The sequence below is a fragment of the Streptomyces hypolithicus genome (assembly GCF_052934925.1).
On sequence record NZ_CM128811.1, the window covers coordinates 1026078 to 1042891 of the forward strand.

Below are 16814 nucleotides of genomic sequence, written 5' to 3' on the forward strand. Positions count from 1 at the left end.
CTGTCTAATGCAGACGTTTACCCAGGTCAGGCGGGCCATACGGCGATCACGCCGACCCTGAATCCACCTCCCTTCGGCGAGAACCCCATTGATAACAGCGTTACTGTTGCCGTAGCTTCAGGGCGTGCCACACGGAACGCTCGTAATGATCTAGGGAGTTGGGATGTTCGAGAGGTTGGGGCGGTTCATCCACCGGGGGCGCAAGCCCCTGCTGATCCTCACGCTGGTGTTCGCCGCGCTCTCCGGGGTCTACGGCGTCGGCGTCTTCGGCGACATGAAGCCCGGCGGCTTCGAGGACCCGGGCTCGGAGAGCCGCAAGGCGGCCCTGCTCGCCGAGAAGGCGTTCCCGCAGCGGGCACCCGACGCGGTGGTGGTCTACCGCAGCGACGACAAGACCGTCGACGACCCGGAGTTCCAGCAGGCGGTCGTAGGCAAGATCTCGTCACTGCCCAGCACGGCGGTCACCGGATCGGCGCACTTCTGGATGACCAAGATGCCGGCGCAGGTGAGCCGGGACCGGCACGCGACCTACGTCGTCATGAACCTGCGCGGCAGCGACGACAACGCCAAGGAAGAGTCCTACAAGCAGATCAAGGACAAGCTGGACGTGGCGGGGTTCGACACGCTGCGCGGTGGCCCGGTCCCCACCGGCCACCAGGCCGGCGAGGAGATCGGCAAGGATCTCGGCGCCGCCGAGGGCTTCTCCTTCCCCATCCTCTTCCTCCTGCTGGTGGTGGTCTTCGGCGGGCTGGCCGCGGCCAGCCTTCCGCTGCTCGTCGGCGGTCTGTCGATCATCGGCTCCATGGCGGTCCTGCGGGTCATCGCACAGTTCACCGACGTGTCGGTCTTCGCGATGAGCCTCGTGACCGTGCTCGGCCTGGCCGTGGCCATCGACTACGGCCTGCTGATCGTCAGCCGCTACCGCGAGGAGCTGGCCGCCGGCCGCACCGGGGCCGACGCTCTCGCACGTACCGTCGCCACGGCGGGCAGGACGGTCGTCGTCTCCGGCATCACGGTCGCCGTGGCTCTCGCCGGTATGACCTTCTTCCCGTTCGCGTTCCTCAAGTCGATGGCCTACGGCGGCGTCGCCGCTGTCGTCCTGTCCGTGTTCTTCTCGATCATCGCGCTGCCCGCGGCCCTGGCCGTGATGGGGCCGAAGGTCAACTCGCTCTCCCTGCGCCGCAAGAAGCGGGCCCAGGCCCCGGCGAAGGCCGCGGGCACGGGCGCCTGGTTCAAGCTGGCCCACACCCTGATGCGCCGTCCGGTCGCGGTCGCGGTGGTCACGCTCGGTGTGCTGGTCGCGCTGGCCGTGCCGTTCCTGCGGATCGAGTTCGGCGCCAACGACGCACGCCAGCTGCCGAACAGCGCCGAGGGCCGGCAGGTCCACAACATTATGGAGAAGGGCTTCGAAGGCGACGGCGTAAAGGCCATCGACTCCCTGCTGACCCTGGCGGGCGACGCCAAGTCCCAGGAGCAGGGCGCCGCGCTACAGGCATACGCCGACCGGCTCGCCGCGGTACCCGGCGCGAAGGACGCCCAGATCAGCGGCGCCGAAGGCACCACCGCGCGCATCTCGGTCACCTTCGACGGTGTCGCGGTCTCCGCCGAGAGCCGCGACCTGGTCAACGAGCTCCGCGAGACACCGGCGCCGCCCGGCGCCACGGCGTACTTCGGCGGTGAGACCGCGGTGTTCGACGACACGCTCGACGCGCTCGCGGACACGCTGCCGTGGATGCTGGTCTACATCGCGGTCGCGACGTACATCCTGCTCTTCCTGGCCTTCGGCTCGGTGCTGCTGCCGCTGAAGGCGATCGCGATGAACCTGCTGTCCTTGTCGGCGACGTTCGGCATCCTGGTCTGGATCTTCCAGGACGGACACCTGACCGACGTGATCGGCTTCGACCCCACGGGGAACATCGAGCCCAACATGCCGATCATGCTGTTCGCGCTGATCTTCGGACTCTCCATGGACTACGAGGTGTTCCTCGTGTCCCGGATCCGGGAGCAGTACGACACGCTCGGCGAGCCCACCGCCGCGGTGGCCACCGGCCTGCAGAGCATCGGCAAGCTGATCGTCAGCGCGGCACTGCTGATGTGCGTGCCGCTCGCGGCCATGGCGACCAGCGGCGTACTCACCATGAAGCTGTTCGGTGTCGGCATGGTGATCGCCATCCTGCTGGACGTGGCCGTGGTCCGCATCCTGCTGGTGCCGGCCGTCATGAAGCTGATGGGCCACGCCAGTTGGTGGGCTCCCGGACCGCTGCAGAAACTGTACGCGCGGTACGGCATCAAGGAGGGCGATGCGGTTCTGGAGGAGGAGACCCCCAAGGAGCGTGTCCCCGTCGCGGGCTGACCGGTTCGCCCGCCCTGGACAGGGTGAAGTGCCGCAGTCGGCGGCGGCACTTCACCCGGCACCACCCGACTGACACCGTCCCACCGAGGCAGTCCAACTGGTTCCTTGACGGTTCGAGTTGCGCATCAGGTACAGTCGTTCCATCTATTAGACACCGTCTAACTGAGGTCGTGGAGGACCGGATGGCCGCGGAAAAGGCCGCACTTGGCGAAATTCTTCGCCCGATCAAGGGGAGGCTGCGGCTGGCCGTGGCCGCCCAGGCGATCTCGGCGATCGCCGGCGTCGTGCCCTTCATCGCCATCGCCGAGCTCGGCCGGGTGCTGCTGGGTGACGAACCCGACCGCTCGGACCGGGCATGGACGATCACCGCGATCGGCGCCGGCGCCCTGCTGATCCGGCTGATCTTCATGCTGGCAGCCGGCGCCCTCTCCCACTTCGCGGACAACGAACTGCAGCTGCACATCCGCCGCGGACTGGTGGCGAGGCTCGCCCGGGTGCCACTGGGCTGGTTCTCCGAGCGCAACTCCGGCACGGTCAAGAAGGTCGTGCAGGACGACGTGGACGCGATGCACCACATGATCGCCCACTCCCTGTTGGCGATGACCTCCGCGACCGTCGTCCCCGCGGCCTCACTGGCCTACCTCTTCTGGGTCGACTGGCGGATGACCCTGGTGACCATCGCCCCGCTGGTCGTCGGCCTCGGGCTCTACAGCGTGACGATGGCCGCGATGGCCAAGCACCTGCCCGACTACGACCGGGCGATGGGGTCGATCAACGGCAGCGCCGTCGAGTTCGTGCAGGGCATCTCGGTCGTCAAGACCTTCGGCCAGGCGGGCAGGGCGCACCAGAAGTTCCGTGACGCGGCGGACGATTTCGCCGCGTTCTTCCTCGCCTGGGTCCGCTCCACCCTCAACTCCAAGGCGGCGGCCGAGCTCGTCCTCTCACCGATCGCCGTCCTGGTGGCCGTCATCACCGGCGGCGCGGTGTTCGTGACCAACGGGTGGCTCCCCGGGGTGGACCTGCTCCCGTTCGCCCTCCTCGGCATCGGTCTCACCGCCCCTGTCCTGGCGCTGTTCTACGCGAGCTACGAAATGCGGTTCGCCAAGGCCGCCGCCGAGCGCGTCAGCGAGGTACTGAACGCCGAAGAGCTCCCGGTGGCCGAGTCCCCGCGCACCCCGTCCGGCAACCACATCAGCTACCGGGGCGTGCGGTTCAGTTACGACGGCAAGAAGGACGCACTCGCCGGGGTCGACCTGGAGCTGGCTCCCGGCACGGTCACGGCGCTGGTCGGCCCTTCGGGCTCCGGCAAGAGCACCCTGGCCACGCTGCTCCCCCGGTTCGGCGACGTCACTGCGGGCACGATCAGCATCGGCGGCGTCGATGTCCGCGAGCTGTCGCCGCAGGACCTGTACCGCCGGGTCGCGTTCGTCTTCCAGGACGTCCGCCTCACCCAAGCCACGGTCGCCGACAACATCCGTATGGCCAGGCCCGACGCCGGGCGGGCCGAGGTGGAGGCCGCGGCGCGGGCCGCCTGCGTACACGACGTCATCGAGCGGCTGCCCCGCGGCTACGACTCGGTGGTCGGCGAGGACGCGCGGTTCTCCGGAGGCCAGGCCCAGCGCGTCTCGATCGCCCGCGCCCTCCTGGCGGACACCCCGGTGATCGTGCTCGACGAGGCGGCCGCCTTCGCCGACCCGCAGTCCGAAGCCGCCGTACAGGACGCCCTGTCCGAGCTGACGAGAGGAAAGATCGTGCTGCTGATCGCCCACCGGCTCTCCACCGTGGTCGACGCGGACCAGATCGCCGTACTGGAGGACGGGCGGATCGTCGAGCGCGGCACGCACCCCGAGCTCGTCGCCCGCGACGGCCGGTACGCCCGCATGTGGCGCGCCCATGAGAGCAGTTCCGCCTGGCAGCCGCACCGGCCCGGCCGGGCGGCGACCGCCGGCGCCGCAGTGACCGGAGGTACCGGCCGATGATCCGCGTACTGCTCCAGGTCGTCGGGCCCGAGCACAGCAGGCCCGTACGCCGGATGATCACCGCTCTGGTGGTGTGCGCCGTCCTTCAGGGCGTCGCCTTCGCTCTGCTCGTCCCGGTCCTCGAAGCGCTCCTCGGCTCCGACCCGGACTCCGTCTGGCCGTGGCTGTGGACCCTGCTCGGGGTGTCCCTGCTCTACTGCGTCGCCTACTACGACTCGCTGCGCACCGGCTTCCAGGCGGGGGCGACGCTGTCCAGGACGCTGCACAACCGGATCGGCGACCAGGTGGCCTCGCTGCCGCTGGGCTGGTTCGCCCCCGAGCGGGTCGGCCAGCTCGGCCAGCTCGCCACCAAGAGCGTGATGGACGTCATGGGCGTGCCGGCGCATCTGCTGCGGCCGCTCGTGACGAGCTTCGTCACACCGGCCACGGTCGTGGTGCTCATGTACGCCTTCGACTGGCGGCTCGCGCTCGCGGCGACCCTCACCGTGCCCGCGATCGTCGGCGCCTACCGGTGGAGCGCCGGGCTGAGCCGCCAGGCCGACGAGGTCCGCACCGACGCGCGCGCCGTGACCGGCGGCCGGGTGGTCGAGTTCGCCCAACTGCAGCCTGTGCTCAGGGTATTCGGCCGAGACGGTGCTGGGGAATCGGACTCGGGGGCCTCCACGGGCTCGCTGGACGCGGCGCTGCGCACGCAGTACGAAGCGTCCCGCAGGGTGCTGGTCACCGGCGTCCCGGGCCTGGTGAGCTTCGCTCTGGTGATCCAGGCAGCGTTCACCGTCATCCTGGTGACCGGCACGTACCTGGTGCTCGACGGCGGACTGGACGTGGCCACCCTGCTGGCGATCCTCGTCCTCGCCGCCCGGTTCACCGAGCCGATCGCGGAGACCGCCGTGCTCGGCTCGACCCTGCGCGGCGCACGCTCCGCGCTCGACCTGGTCGGCGAACTGCTCGCGGAGCCCTGCCTCCCGCAGCGGGAGGACCCGCGCCGGCCGGTGGGCAACGACATCGAGTTCGCCGATGTGGACTTCAGCTACGACGGCGCCCGGGCGCTGTCGGATGTCTCGCTGACCATGCCGGAAGGCACCATGACCGCGCTGGTCGGCCCCTCCGGTTCCGGCAAGACCACGGTGAGCAAGCTGATCCCCCGCTTCTGGGACGTGGACTCGGGTGTGGTGCGGGTCGGCGGTGTCGACGTAAGGGACATGGACCCCGAGGTCCTGATGTCCAGGATCTCGGTGGTGTTCCAGGACGTCTACCTCTTCGAGGGCACGATCATGGAGAACATCCGGGTGGGCCGGCCCGACGCGAGCGACGCCGAGGTCCGCGCGGCGGCCGGGCTCGCCCGGGTGGAGGAGATCGTGCGACGGCTCCCGGACGGCTGGGAGACTGAGGTCGGCGAGGGCGGAGCACGGCTCTCCGGCGGCGAGCGCCAGCGGGTCTCGATCGCCCGGGCGATCCTCAAGGACGCACCGATCGTGCTGCTGGACGAGGCGACCGCGTCGCTGGACCCGGAGAACGAACAGGCGGTGCAGGAAGCGCTGAGCCATCTGACCGCCGGCCGGACCCTGCTGGTCATCGCGCACCGGCTGCAGACAGTGGCCGCGGCCGACCAGATCGTGTTTCTGGACGCGGGCCGTATCGCGGAACAGGGAACGCACGCCGAACTCGTCGCCGCACATGGCCGATACGCGGCCTTCTGGGCCCAGCGCAGCCGCGCCCAGCACTGGAGGCTCGCCCGACAGCCCTTGTAACAGCGACCTTTACGGCGCCCCCGACCCACTCGCCCCCGGCTGTCCCCCGCACCGGGGGCGAGTGCTCCGCCATGGGCAATGGATGGCCGGAAGAGTACCGGACGGCAACGCAGCCTGCGGAAGTCATAATTGCCGGTCGATGTTGCCGCTCCACCTCCCCAACAGAATCCAAATGATTCGCTCATCAGGCCGTTTGAACGTTTTCACGCCCGTCAGGTTCATTCCAGCCAGGCTTCCGGTGTGCCGGTCTATACTCGCAACCGTCCTACTGGCCCATCAGGCCAGAACGGCGCAAAGACAGCGTCAGTCTTCCGCCCGATTCCGGTAGCAAGCCGTTCAATTGGCCGACACAAGAAAGACACCTGAGGGCGGGCATATTCACCGACGGCGCTGACACTCTTCCTGCGGGGGCTTGAGAACAGATGTCAACAGATATTGTTTTCCACTGGCCGATAACTGCACGAGAAACCGAACTGCGCGCTGCCGCAAAGTCCCTCGCGCGCGGCAGCGGCGCGATACTCGTCGGCGCACCGGGTGTGGGCAAGAGCCTGCTGCTCGCCACCGCGCTCGAGCGCGCGGCCGACGAGGGCCGCACCGTCCTGTCGGTCGGCGGGGCGAGCTGGAGCAGCGGCGCCCGCGCCAAGGGATACGCGTCGCTCGGAGAGTGCCTGGAGTCCGTGGAGCCGTCCACGCTGGGCGGCGCCGCATCCGACCGCCCGGTCGTCGGCATCGACGACGCACACCTGGTCGACACCGCGTCGAGCCACCGCCTCCACCGCCTCGTGGCAGCCGGACGCCTCAGTGTGCTCGCCACCAGCCGCAGGGACGCGTCCGCACCCGCCGGCATCGACAAGCTCTGGGTCGACCGGCTCATCGACCACGTGGAAGTGACACCGTTCGACAGCGCGGCGCTCGGTGACGTCCTGCGGGCCCGCCTCGGCGGCCACACCGACGCCTCGACACTGGAGCGGCTCTGGGCGGCCACGCACGGCAACGCCCTGATGCTGCGCGAGCTCATCGACCACGCCCTCGATGACGAGTCGCTGCACTGTGTGGACGGCACCTGGGTGTGGAAGGGCCTGACCGAACGGCCCGGCCGAAGACTTTCCGAGGTCATCCGTCTGGGACTGCGGGACCTCAGCCAGGGCGAGCTCGAACTGGTCAACATGCTCGCGGTTGCCGAGCCGCTGGAGATCGACATCGCCGCCGAGTCGGGGCTCGCGCGCGCCGCGGAGTCACTGGACCTGCGGGGCATCGTGACCGTGGAACGCAGTGGAACGCGCGTAGATCTGCGCCTGGCCGTGCCCCTCAGCAGGGTCGTGATCGCCTCCCGGATGTCCGATCTGACCGCCCACCGGCTGCGCCGGCAGGTCGCCGACGCGGTGGAGCGTACGGGCGCCCGCCGGCCCGAGGACATCCTGCGCATCGTCTCCCTGCGCATCGAGGCGGGACTCGTCCCGGAGCGGGAGCAGTTGCTCACAGCCGCCCGCACCGCGATCCGGCGGCGCAACTTCCCCCTCGCCGAGCGGCTGTGCCTGCTGGCCCTGCGCGACACCCCCACGGAGGGTTCGGCGCCCTACGGTCCCGTCCCCGACTCCGCCGAGTACGGCGCGGTCCTGTGCCGGATGGTGTGGTACGCCGCACAGCGCTCGGACTCCCCCACGGACTGCGTCCGGGCCGCCCTCCTGCTCGGCAGCGTACTCATCGGGAAGGGGCACCACCACGAGGCCGAAGCGGTCCTGGGTACGGCGCTCGACTCCGGCGTGGCCGTGCCGCAGGCGGAGTACATCAGCGCCGTGCACACCCGGGTCATCAATCTCGCCTGGAGGCTGCAGCGCGTCCACGACGCCGGCGCCGTACTGGAGGGGGCGATCACGGCCGTCGGCCCCGACCACGCGGGGGTGCTGCACGGCAGCCGCGCCGTGATCGCCATGATGTCCAACCAGCTCCAGGTCGCCGTCGACATCGGAGAATCGGTGCTTTCCGGCGGTGGCGCGGGGCTCGCCGTCACCCAGTCGCTGGTGCCCGTCGTGGCGTTCGCCCGCACCGAGCTCGGCGACTTCGCGGGCGCACTGGAGATGCTGAACCACTACCGCGACATCTCCTTCGACTGGGACACCGACGCGGTGGTCCTGCTGGACGCCCTCGCGGCCCGCTGCTCGTACCTCACCGGCAACCTCAAGGACGCGGCGGACACCCTGAACACCCGGCGCCGCTACGACTCCACGGACCGCTGGCCCGTCCTGCTTCAGACCGTCGTCGCCCGGTCCCGCCTGCTGCGCATGCTCGGAAAGCCGGAGCGGGCCGTCGCGCTGCTGCGGCAGGCCGTCGCCGTCGACACGGCCCATGAGTGGCCGGCCACCCGGGCCTGGCCACTGGCCCAGCTGGCGGGCGCACTGGCCGAGTCGGGGCAGCACGAGGAGGCGCTGCGGACACTCGTCGAGGCCCGCTCGGTCCAGGGCGACTCGGTCTCGCACCCGATTGCCGACGACGAGATCGCCTACGACCGGGCATTGGTGCTCGCCCACACCGGGGACCGCTCGGGAGCGGCCTCCGGCGCGCTGGAACTGGCCGAGCGCGCCGCCGCCGGCGGGCGTACGGTCACGGCCGTCATGGCGCTGCATCTCGCCGCCCGGATCAAGGAGAACTCCTCCTACCGCTTCCAGGCCCAGGCCCAGCAGCTCGCCGCGCAGTGCGGCAGTGGCTTGGTACGGGCCATGGCCGACCACATCCAAGCGCTCGCCGACGCCGACGGAAACGCGCTCAGCAAGGTCTCCCGGCAGTTCCGTGAAATGAACGCGCTGCCGCTCGCCGCGGAGGCGGCGGCGCAGGCCGCCCGCGCTCACCGCGCCGCGGGGCAGCGCCGCAAGGGCCGTGAGGCCTGGGCCGCCTGCCAGGACCTGCTCCGCGGCTGCGCCGTCACGCTGCCGCCGTGGATGGTGAGCGAGAGCCGCAGGGAGAGCGACATCGCCGCGCTGACGCCGCGCGAACGGGAGGTGGCGGCGCTCGCCGCGACCGGGATGTCGAACCGCGACATCGCGCACCGGCTGGTCGTGTCGGTACGGACGGTGGAGAACCATCTGCACCGGATCTACCACAAGTTGGGGATCACGGCCCGAAACGCTCTGCACAGAGGCCCGGAGCAGGCGACGCACCCCGACGGCGGCCGCCTGCTGCCGCTGCAGATGATCCGCACGCACGAGCCGCAGCGCCCGCCGGGCGCCGAAACCGACCACGGGAACCGGCGCAGCCGCACCGCGGGCGAACTCCGGCTGGCGGACCGTACGATTTCCTGAGCCTGAGCCTTGCCCCCTGAGCCTTGACCCCTGAGCTGCCCTGAGCCCGGCACACCGGTGTCCCGCGAGAAATTCCTCGCGGGACACCGGTGCATCGTCAGGCGCCGGGCGTCAGGCCCTTACGCCGGCGGCTGCGGCAGAATGCCGTGGCGGACGAAGTACGAGACGTAGGTAGAGAACACCTTCTCGTCGATGTCCGGGCAGTCGACTCCGGAACCGCCGAGAGACTCTCGGGTCGCATCGTCCGCGAATCTCGCGACCTCGACTTTCTCCAGGTCCACGATCATCCGCATCAGCGGGAACATCGAGTTGTTCACGTCGGCCGAAATGGCTTTCATCCACTTGATGATGCTGACTTCCTTCAGCTCGTATCCCGAGCCGCGGACGAGCCTGAGGATTTCATCAGAATCCAGCGAGCGCGGACTCACCTCGTGGAATATCCCGCCGACGCGTCCGGGATCGCGGGACAGGGTGACCATCGCAGAGCTCACGTAGTCGACCGGCACCATGTTCATGTCGAGCCGGAACTTCCGCGGATAAAGGCCCGCCTGGATGGATCCCTTGATGAACCGCCAGACGAAGTCGTTCTTCTGGCAGGCGCCGCTGTTGGTGTCGCCCCACACCTGGCCGGGCCGGTGGACGGTCAGGGGCACCCCCCTGCGGCCGGCCTCCAGCACCAACTGCTCCGCCACCCACTTGCTCTTGGTGTAGCCGAGCGACAGCGTCTGCGGCGGTCCCGTGCGGTCGTGCTCAGCCCGCGCCCCCAGCGCCGCCTTCGGTTCAAAGACGCCGGTGGTCGACACATGGTGCAGTGTGGCCTCGGCGGCGCAGGCCAGCCGGAGGATGCCGTGGGTGGCGTCGATCGTCGGCTTCCGCAGCCACTTGTAGAGGGTGAGGAAGTTGACCTTGGCCGCCGAGTGGTAGATCGCGCCGATGCGCGCGGCCAGTCCGGCGTACTCCTCCTCGGACATGCCGAGAAGCGGCCGTGTCACGTCACCGGTGACGACTCGGACGCGGTCGAGATCCAGTTCGTCGAGCAGTTCGTACGTGCCGAGTGTGGCTCGCAGGCGCTCCAGACCGGCCTCGGCGTCCGCGGCCCGTACCAGGCAGTGCACGGTCAGGCCTCGCACGAGCAGTTCCTTCAGCAGGAACGCCCCGAGAAACCCGGTCGCGCCGGTGAGGAACACCTCGGAGATCGTGCTCGGGTCCTTCGGCGCGAAGCCGGTGATGTCGTCAGCCAGCACGACATCGTCCGCGAACTCCGCGAACTCCGCGAACTCGTCGAACTCGCCTGACTCGCCGGACTCGACTGGCTCGTTGGTGGGTTCTGATTGCGTGAGCGAAGTCATCTGCTCTCTTCGTTCCTTCCCCGGGACATTGTCTCCGGTTCGTCGCCGCGGCTAGGGCCTGTCCGGTGATCAGGGTCGGGCAGGTCGCGGCGTCTGGTGCGGTGCATCGCAAGGCGCCGGAGCGCCCTGATAGCGGAGCTATTCGGGTGTTTCGGCAACGCCGCGAGGCGCCGTGCCAGGCGTCGCGGCCCCGGCGATGATCCGCCGGACAGGCCCTAAGCGCCGGCGGCGGCCTGGGCTATCGCTCCGCCGAGCAGCGACAGTGCCTCTTCGACGTCCTCGTCCGTCGCGACGATCGGCGGGAGCAGCCGCACCGTCGTCGGACGGCTGATGCAGGGGGAAACGACCAGCCCGCGCTGGGCGAGACCGGCCAGGACATTGCCGGAGATCTCGGCCGTGGTGAAGTCGATGCCCCACAGCAGTCCCCGGCCGCGCGTATCGACCACCACGTCCCCGTGCTGGTCCTGGATGTCCGCCAGCCCCGCGGCCATCGCCTTGGCGATGCGCTCGCCGTCCCCGGCGTGCTGCTCGATGGTGGCCAGCGCCGTGGGGATCACGCCGGTGCCCAGCGGGTGGCCGCTGAACGTGGCGGTGTGGCGCATCGGGTCGCTCAGCAGCGGCTCGAAGAGCCGGTCGTTGCCGACTGCTGCCGACACTGGCACGATGCCGCCCCCAAGCGGCTTGCCCAGCAGTACGGCGTCCACCGGAAGACCCGCTTCCAGGGCGACCGACTTGGCGCCGCAGCGCCGCAGGCCCACCTGGATCTCGTCGGAGATGACGAACGCGCCGTGCTCCTGCGCGTCGCGGCACCAGCTCGCCAGAACGCTCTCGTCCAGCAGCCGTACGCCGTTCTCGGCCTGCACCGGCTCGAAGACGACGGCCGCGACGTCCTGCTCGGCGATGACGCGTGCCACGGCCCCGGGGTCGTCCGGATCGACGTGGACGACACCGCCCAGCAGCGACTCCAGCCCGGTGCGGAAGCGCTCGTTGTGTGTCAGCGCGAGAGCGCCGAGGGTTTTGCCGTGGAAGGCGCCCTCGACGGCGACGACCGTCGTACGGCCGGTCGCCATACGGGCGAGTTTCAGGGCCACCTCGACCGCGTCGGCGCCGCCGCACCCGAAGTAGACGCGGTTCAGGGCCCCGTCGAAGTACTCCGTCAGCTTCTCCGCGGCCAGCGGGGACACCGCGCTCTGGACCGATCTGGTCGACGTCGGCATGACGTCGAGCTGAGCGCGGACCGCGCCGAGGACGGCCGGGTTCCGGTGGCCGAGAAGGGCGACGGCGTACGAGCCGAAGTCCAGGACGGACCGGCCGTCCGACAGCGTCACCCGGCAGCCCTCGGACGAGACCTCGACGGCCCCCTGCCCACTGAACTTGCCGGCGACCGAAAGAGCAGGAGAGAAATGGCGCTTCACCCGCCGGAAAGTCTCCCTGGCGTCAACCGAGCGAAGGTCATCACTCATGTTAATTCCTCCTAGGCACTCTGGTCGACAATTCCCCGCTGGTAGCCCTCAAGCGCCTTGGCCACAGCAGGGTGAATCATTTCGGCAACCATCGGCAGACCGATGTCGAACTCCACCTTGAGTTCGAGACCGGCGCCTTCCTCGTCATCGACGATCTGCCAATAACCCTCGTAGTTCGCGAGATCGCCGTCGATCTGGCGGAAATCCACCCGGCGTCGCTCGAAATCGACGACGTCCTCCTGGTCCCACTCCATCTCGGAGCCCTTGAGTTCGACCACCCAGCTGCTGGAACGGCGGTCACCGTCCTCGCCGGTGAGCTCCACCTCGTTGACGCCCTCCATGTAGGAAGGGAAAGCCTCGATGTCCAGAAGTACCTTCCACAGCTGCTCGGCTGTTCCGGCGCCACGGTGCGTGGTGTGCAGTACGGCCACGGAATTCTCCTCTCAGAATAATGAATTCCACTTGTCGGCGATTCGCATCCTAGATTGCGGCGCCGCTCAGTCATGCGCCAAGAGGGCACACCTGACAGGCAATTGACAGGCTGACGAACAGGCCTCAGCGCACCCGCACGGGCGATCTCTGCCGCTGCCCCGGGATTCCCTGCTCCACCAGAGCAACGAGCCGGTCGAGTTCCGAACGGAGCGAGTCCTGTTCCGACGTCAGCTGGTCCACCCGGCGGCGCAGCCGCAGCAGTTCGAGGTCGTCGCCTCCGCCGTCGCGGCAGTCCTCCGCGGCGCTCACCGTCTCGCCCGCCGGCTCACCCGCCGGGTGTCCGGCCGCACCGTAACCGTGCCACTGGTGTCCCGCATCGTGGATCTGGCGTACCGAAGCGGCGGCGGCCCGTAACGTCGTCGCCGGCCCGTCGGCGGTCTCGAGAGCCGGTCGCAGCCGCGCGGTTTCGCGTACCGCACGCGCGTCTGCGTGCCGGCCGCAGCGCTGGAGGGAGAGCGCCAACTGGTCACGGAAGCGCTCTCGCAGCGGGTGAGCGGCGACCAGCTCTTCGAGCGGGCCGACCACGTGCCGGTGACGACCGGCGTTGATCGACGCCTCGCAGAGATCTTCCAGAGCGAGCAGCCGCTCCTCCTCCAGCCGGGCCGCGACGCCCGCGCACAGCGGCCCCTGGGACCCGCCGTCCAGGGCCGGACCTCGCCACAGTTTGAGCGCCTTGCGCAGCAGGGCGGCAGCGGCGTGCGGATCGGCCCCCATCTGCCGTTGGGCGCGGGCCGCCTGCAGTCGGAACTGCACGCTGTCGAGCTCGTCGGGGCGCGCCTGCAGCAGGTAGCCGGAACCGCGCGCGACGAGGCGAGGCGTGTTCGCCCGGGCAGGTTCCACCTCGATCAGCTGCTGCCGCAGCCGTGAGACGTGTGCCTGGAGGGCGTTGATCGCCTTGTCGGGGGCGTTGCGCCCCCACAATTCGTTGATCAGCGCTTCCGTGGGCACCGGGGACCCCAGCCGGACCAGCAGCACCCCGAGTAGCACACGCTGCTTGGGGCTGTTCAGCTGGACGCTCCGCTGCCTGACCTCGTCGTAGATCTCGGGCGGCCCCAGAACACGGAACTGCATCGCACCCTCCACCGGTCGTCGTGGTCTGCACCACGCTTCGGTGTCGAGGTCATCACGGGCCGGTGGTCCGCTTCATGAGTACTCAGGTACTCAAACCTTCAACCCGAAAAGTTGGCCGGAGCACTGTCACCCCGCATCGGCGGTGTCCGCCGGGCATACGGCAGCCGAATGTGAGTGGCGGAGGGAAGACGGACAACGGTTACGGCCTGGTGTGCGATAGGGGGCGGATCAGCCCGCGGCGTCGGATGCGGTGCATCGCAAGGCGGCGGAACGTCCTCATAGCGGAGCTATTAGGACGTTTCGCCAACGCGGCGAGGTGCCGTAGCCGGCGTCGCGGGCCCGGCCCCTATCGCACACCAGGCCGTTACTCAGACGTACGCGCGCGCCCGGCCCCCGCGCGTCAGTCAGAGGTGACCGGCAACACGTCCGGCGACAGCGCTCCGGCGCGCGCTGCCGCACTGGTCATCCCGCCCTGATGGTGGCGTCGGCACAGCACCTCGTAGCCGATCTCCTCGGCCGGCCGGCCGCCGTCGCCGACGTCGCCGACGACGACCTGCTCGCCCTCGACGACCATCTCGCCACCCACCGTGCGGGCGTTGTGGGTGGCACGAGCGCCGCACCAGCACATCGCCTCGACCTGGAGCGTTTCGACCCGGTCCGCCAGCTCGATCAGCCGCTGCGATCCCGGGAAGAGCTTGGTGCGGAAGTCCGTGGTGATGCCGAAGGCGAACACGTCCAGGCCCAGATCGTCCACGACCCGCGCCAGCTGGTCGATCTGCTCGGGAGCGAGGAACTGCGCCTCGTCCACGATGGCGTAGTCGGCCTTCCCGCCCTTCGACATCTGGTCCACGAGGTAGGCGTACAGATCCATGCCGGGCGCAGCCTCAACCGCCTCCGTGACCAGGCCGAGTCGCGACGAGAGCTTCCCCTCCCCCGCACGGTCGTCCCGAGTGAAGATCACACCCTGCAGACCCCTGGCCGACCGATTATGACCGATTTGCAACGCCAAGGTGCTCTTACCACAATCCATCGTCCCGGAGAAGAACGCCAGCTCGGCCATGAGGAGTTGCAGACCTTTCGGATGGTGGGGCGCGGTGGTTCGCCGTGGGGAGCGGTGGTTCGCGATGGGGCGCGGGGATTCGCGGTGGTTCGCGGTGGGGCAGGGGGGAGCGGTTCGGGAGGCTACGAGCGGACTTCGAGCAGCGGGACCAGCTGCTCCACGGCGGTCATGGAGCCGTGCATGCCCACCATCGCCGACTCGTTCGGCTCCCGCCGCGACGCGATGATCACGACGTCGTCGTGGGCAGCGGCGACGACATCCCCGATGCGCCCGTACACCCGCTCGTCGACCGCCGGGCCGAACCAGCCCGCCGCGATCGCCTCGTCCCTGCCCGCCACCCAGAATTGCTCACCCAGTACCTCGCGCCAGACGGTGAGCACGTCGGCGGCGGCGCCCGGGACGGCGTACACATGGCGGGCCCGGCCCTCACCGCCCAGGAGCGCGACGCCCGCGCCCAGTTCCCAGTCCTCGTCGAAGTCGATGCGCGACTGTTCGTCGAAGGGGATGTCGATCATGCCGTGGTCGGCGGTGATGTAGAGGGCCGCGCGGGGCGGCAGCTGCTCGGCGAGGCGCTGGGCCAGCCGGTCGACGTACATCAGCTGGCCGCGCCAGGCGTCGGAGTCGACGCCGAAACGGTGCCCCTTGCCGTCGACCTCGCTGTAGTACGTGTAGACCAGCGAGCGGTCTCCCGCCGCCAGTTGCTCGGCGGCGAGATCCATCCGGTCCTCGCCGGTGAGTCTGCCGCGGAAGGTGCCGCCGCTCAGCGCGACCTTGGTGAGCGGGGTGTGCTGGAAGTCGGGGGACGACACCTGCGCCGTGTGCACCCCGGCGGCGTCCGCGAGCTGGAAGACCGTGGGATACGGCTGCCAGACGTGCGGGTCCGTCCACGGTTTCCAGCGCAGCTGGTTCATCAGCGCGCCGGTGTCCGGGTCACGGACGGTATAGCCGGGCAGGCCGTGCGCGCCGGGCGGCAGGCCGGTGCCGACGGAGGCGAGCGACGTCGCGGTGGTGGCCGGGAAGCCTGCGGTGACCGGGCGGCCCGTACCGCCGCGCGAGCTGCCGAGCAGGGAGTGCAGGTACGGCGCCTCGTCCGGGTGGGCCTTGATCTGCTCCCAGCCGAGACCGTCTATCAGGAAGACGCAGTTCCGGTCGGCGGGCGTCAGCTCGGGGATCGCGGCTTTCATACCGGGTACGTCCATGCCGGCCGCCAGGGTGGGCAGCAGGTCGGCGAGCGAGCCGCTGCCGTACTCGGGCACGGGCGCGGAGTCGAGCGGGAGCGGAACCGGGTCGGACCAGGCGGCGGGCTGCGCCATCAGCGGTCGGCCGCGGCGGTCGCCTCGGACAGGGCCTGGGCGAACGCGAGCGTCTGGCGGACCGTGTCCGGGCCGTCGCCGGCCTCGCTGACACGAAGGCTCAGGTCGTCGGCGGTGGTGGTGCCGGTGTAGCCGTGGTCCGCCTCGCAGTTGGGGTCGCCACAGGCGGCGGGCTCCAGGTCGATGCGGGAGACCGCACCCCAGCCGATGGTCAGGACGACCTCGCGGGGCAGCGTGCCCGGGACGTACTTCTCCGGGTTGGCGACGACCCGGCTGACCACGACCGAGGAGATCCGGTCGAGCTTGACCGACTCGGTGGAGGTGGTGGCGTACGGCGCCGGGGAGGTGGTGTCGGCGGCCTGCTCGTCAGTGTGGCTGACGATGAAGCGGTCACCGGTGAGGACGAGAACCGTGACGTGCCTGCGGACCTCGTTGGAGTCGAACGTCGTCTCCTGGTGCACCAGGTAGGAAGCGACCGGCTCGCCGCCGACAGCGGCCTCCACCGCTTCGGCCACAAGGGCCGGGTAGTAGCCGCTGCGCTCGATCGCCGCGCGCAGCCCCTGGGTCGTCGTACCGGTCTTCGCCATGCCCTCCATCCTACGGGGCTCTGGGAGGCGCCTTGCCGGGTCAGAAGCTGTTGTCCAACTCCCGCTGGATCAGCTCGGGGCGTCTGGTGCGGTCGATCGC

The 16814-nt window shown here is 69.7% G+C and carries 11 protein-coding genes; 4 read left to right on the forward strand and 7 right to left on the reverse strand.

The genetic code is table 11. The features are described from left to right. Positions 1-163: 163 nt before the first annotated feature. The 4 genes from ACU6WZ_RS04785 to ACU6WZ_RS04800 all read left to right on the forward strand — a co-directional run bounded on the left by ACU6WZ_RS04785 (position 164) and on the right by ACU6WZ_RS04800 (position 9379). On the forward strand, positions 164-2353 hold the full coding sequence (locus tag ACU6WZ_RS04785) for an MMPL family transporter (RefSeq protein ID WP_447031862.1): 2190 nt from the start codon (positions 164-166) through the stop codon (positions 2351-2353). A 182-nt stretch (positions 2354-2535) separates the two neighbouring features. Further along, complete coding sequence (locus ACU6WZ_RS04790) at positions 2536-4332, forward strand: ABC transporter ATP-binding protein (RefSeq protein ID WP_447031863.1); 1797 nt, start codon at positions 2536-2538, stop codon at positions 4330-4332. Further along, positions 4329-6083, forward strand: coding sequence for an ABC transporter ATP-binding protein (locus tag ACU6WZ_RS04795; RefSeq protein ID WP_447031864.1), 1755 nt, complete (start codon positions 4329-4331; stop codon positions 6081-6083). Before ACU6WZ_RS04790 ends, ACU6WZ_RS04795 begins: the two co-directional genes overlap by 4 nt. 422 nt (positions 6084-6505) lie before the next feature. Further along, a complete protein-coding gene (locus tag ACU6WZ_RS04800) occupies positions 6506-9379 on the forward strand; it encodes a helix-turn-helix transcriptional regulator (protein WP_447031865.1) in 2874 nt (957 codons plus the stop codon). A 119-nt stretch (positions 9380-9498) separates the two neighbouring features. On the opposite strand, the gene ACU6WZ_RS04805 is transcribed toward ACU6WZ_RS04800, so the two are convergent. The 7 genes from ACU6WZ_RS04805 to ACU6WZ_RS04835 form a co-directional block, all read right to left on the reverse strand. Then, positions 9499-10728: an SDR family oxidoreductase gene (locus ACU6WZ_RS04805; RefSeq protein WP_447031866.1), complete on the reverse strand. Its 1230-nt coding sequence runs from the start codon at positions 10726-10728 to the stop codon at positions 9499-9501. A 215-nt stretch (positions 10729-10943) separates the two neighbouring features. Further along, the gene (locus tag ACU6WZ_RS04810; protein WP_447031867.1) at positions 10944-12191 is read right to left on the reverse strand and encodes an aspartate aminotransferase family protein; all 1248 of its coding nucleotides are present in this window, start codon (positions 12189-12191) and stop codon (positions 10944-10946) included. Positions 12192-12202: 11 nt separating this feature from the next. Continuing rightward, positions 12203-12622, reverse strand: a complete 420-nt coding sequence (locus ACU6WZ_RS04815) for a type II toxin-antitoxin system RatA family toxin (protein WP_447031868.1) — start codon at positions 12620-12622, stop codon at positions 12203-12205. Positions 12623-12746: 124 nt separating this feature from the next. Then, positions 12747-13754, reverse strand: coding sequence for an AfsR/SARP family transcriptional regulator (locus ACU6WZ_RS04820; RefSeq protein ID WP_447031869.1), 1008 nt, complete (start codon positions 13752-13754; stop codon positions 12747-12749). A gap of 400 nt (positions 13755-14154) precedes the next feature. Continuing rightward, entirely contained in the window at positions 14155-14814 is a 660-nt protein-coding gene (locus ACU6WZ_RS04825; RefSeq protein WP_447031870.1) for a thymidine kinase, read from the reverse strand. A 122-nt stretch (positions 14815-14936) separates the two neighbouring features. Further along, on the reverse strand, positions 14937-16127 hold the full coding sequence (locus tag ACU6WZ_RS04830; protein WP_447031871.1) for an alkaline phosphatase family protein: 1191 nt from the start codon (positions 16125-16127) through the stop codon (positions 14937-14939). Next, on the reverse strand, positions 16127-16714 hold the full coding sequence (locus ACU6WZ_RS04835; protein WP_447031872.1) for a DUF5998 family protein: 588 nt from the start codon (positions 16712-16714) through the stop codon (positions 16127-16129). The genes ACU6WZ_RS04830 and ACU6WZ_RS04835 overlap by 1 nt, the downstream gene beginning before the upstream one ends. Positions 16715-16814: the final 100 nt, after the last annotated feature.

What these genes read in the sequence shown, in the direction of transcription:
- ACU6WZ_RS04785 (WP_447031862.1), top strand. Translation starts at nt 164, where the DNA reads ATGTTCGAGAGGTTGGGGCGGTTCATCCACCGGGGGCGCAAGCCCCTG.
- ACU6WZ_RS04790 (WP_447031863.1), top strand. Translation starts at nt 2,536, where the DNA reads ATGGCCGCGGAAAAGGCCGCACTTGGCGAAATTCTTCGCCCGATCAAG.
- ACU6WZ_RS04795 (WP_447031864.1), top strand. Translation starts at nt 4,329, where the DNA reads ATGATCCGCGTACTGCTCCAGGTCGTCGGGCCCGAGCACAGCAGGCCC.
- ACU6WZ_RS04800 (WP_447031865.1), top strand. Translation starts at nt 6,506, where the DNA reads ATGTCAACAGATATTGTTTTCCACTGGCCGATAACTGCACGAGAAACC.
- ACU6WZ_RS04805 (WP_447031866.1), bottom strand. Translation starts at nt 10,728, where the DNA reads ATGACTTCGCTCACGCAATCAGAACCCACCAACGAGCCAGTCGAGTCC.
- ACU6WZ_RS04810 (WP_447031867.1), bottom strand. Translation starts at nt 12,191, where the DNA reads ATGAGTGATGACCTTCGCTCGGTTGACGCCAGGGAGACTTTCCGGCGG.
- ACU6WZ_RS04820 (WP_447031869.1), bottom strand. Translation starts at nt 13,754, where the DNA reads ATGCAGTTCCGTGTTCTGGGGCCGCCCGAGATCTACGACGAGGTCAGG.
- ACU6WZ_RS04825 (WP_447031870.1), bottom strand. Translation starts at nt 14,814, where the DNA reads ATGGCCGAGCTGGCGTTCTTCTCCGGGACGATGGATTGTGGTAAGAGC.
- ACU6WZ_RS04830 (WP_447031871.1), bottom strand. Translation starts at nt 16,127, where the DNA reads ATGGCGCAGCCCGCCGCCTGGTCCGACCCGGTTCCGCTCCCGCTCGAC.
- ACU6WZ_RS04835 (WP_447031872.1), bottom strand. Translation starts at nt 16,714, where the DNA reads ATGGCGAAGACCGGTACGACGACCCAGGGGCTGCGCGCGGCGATCGAG.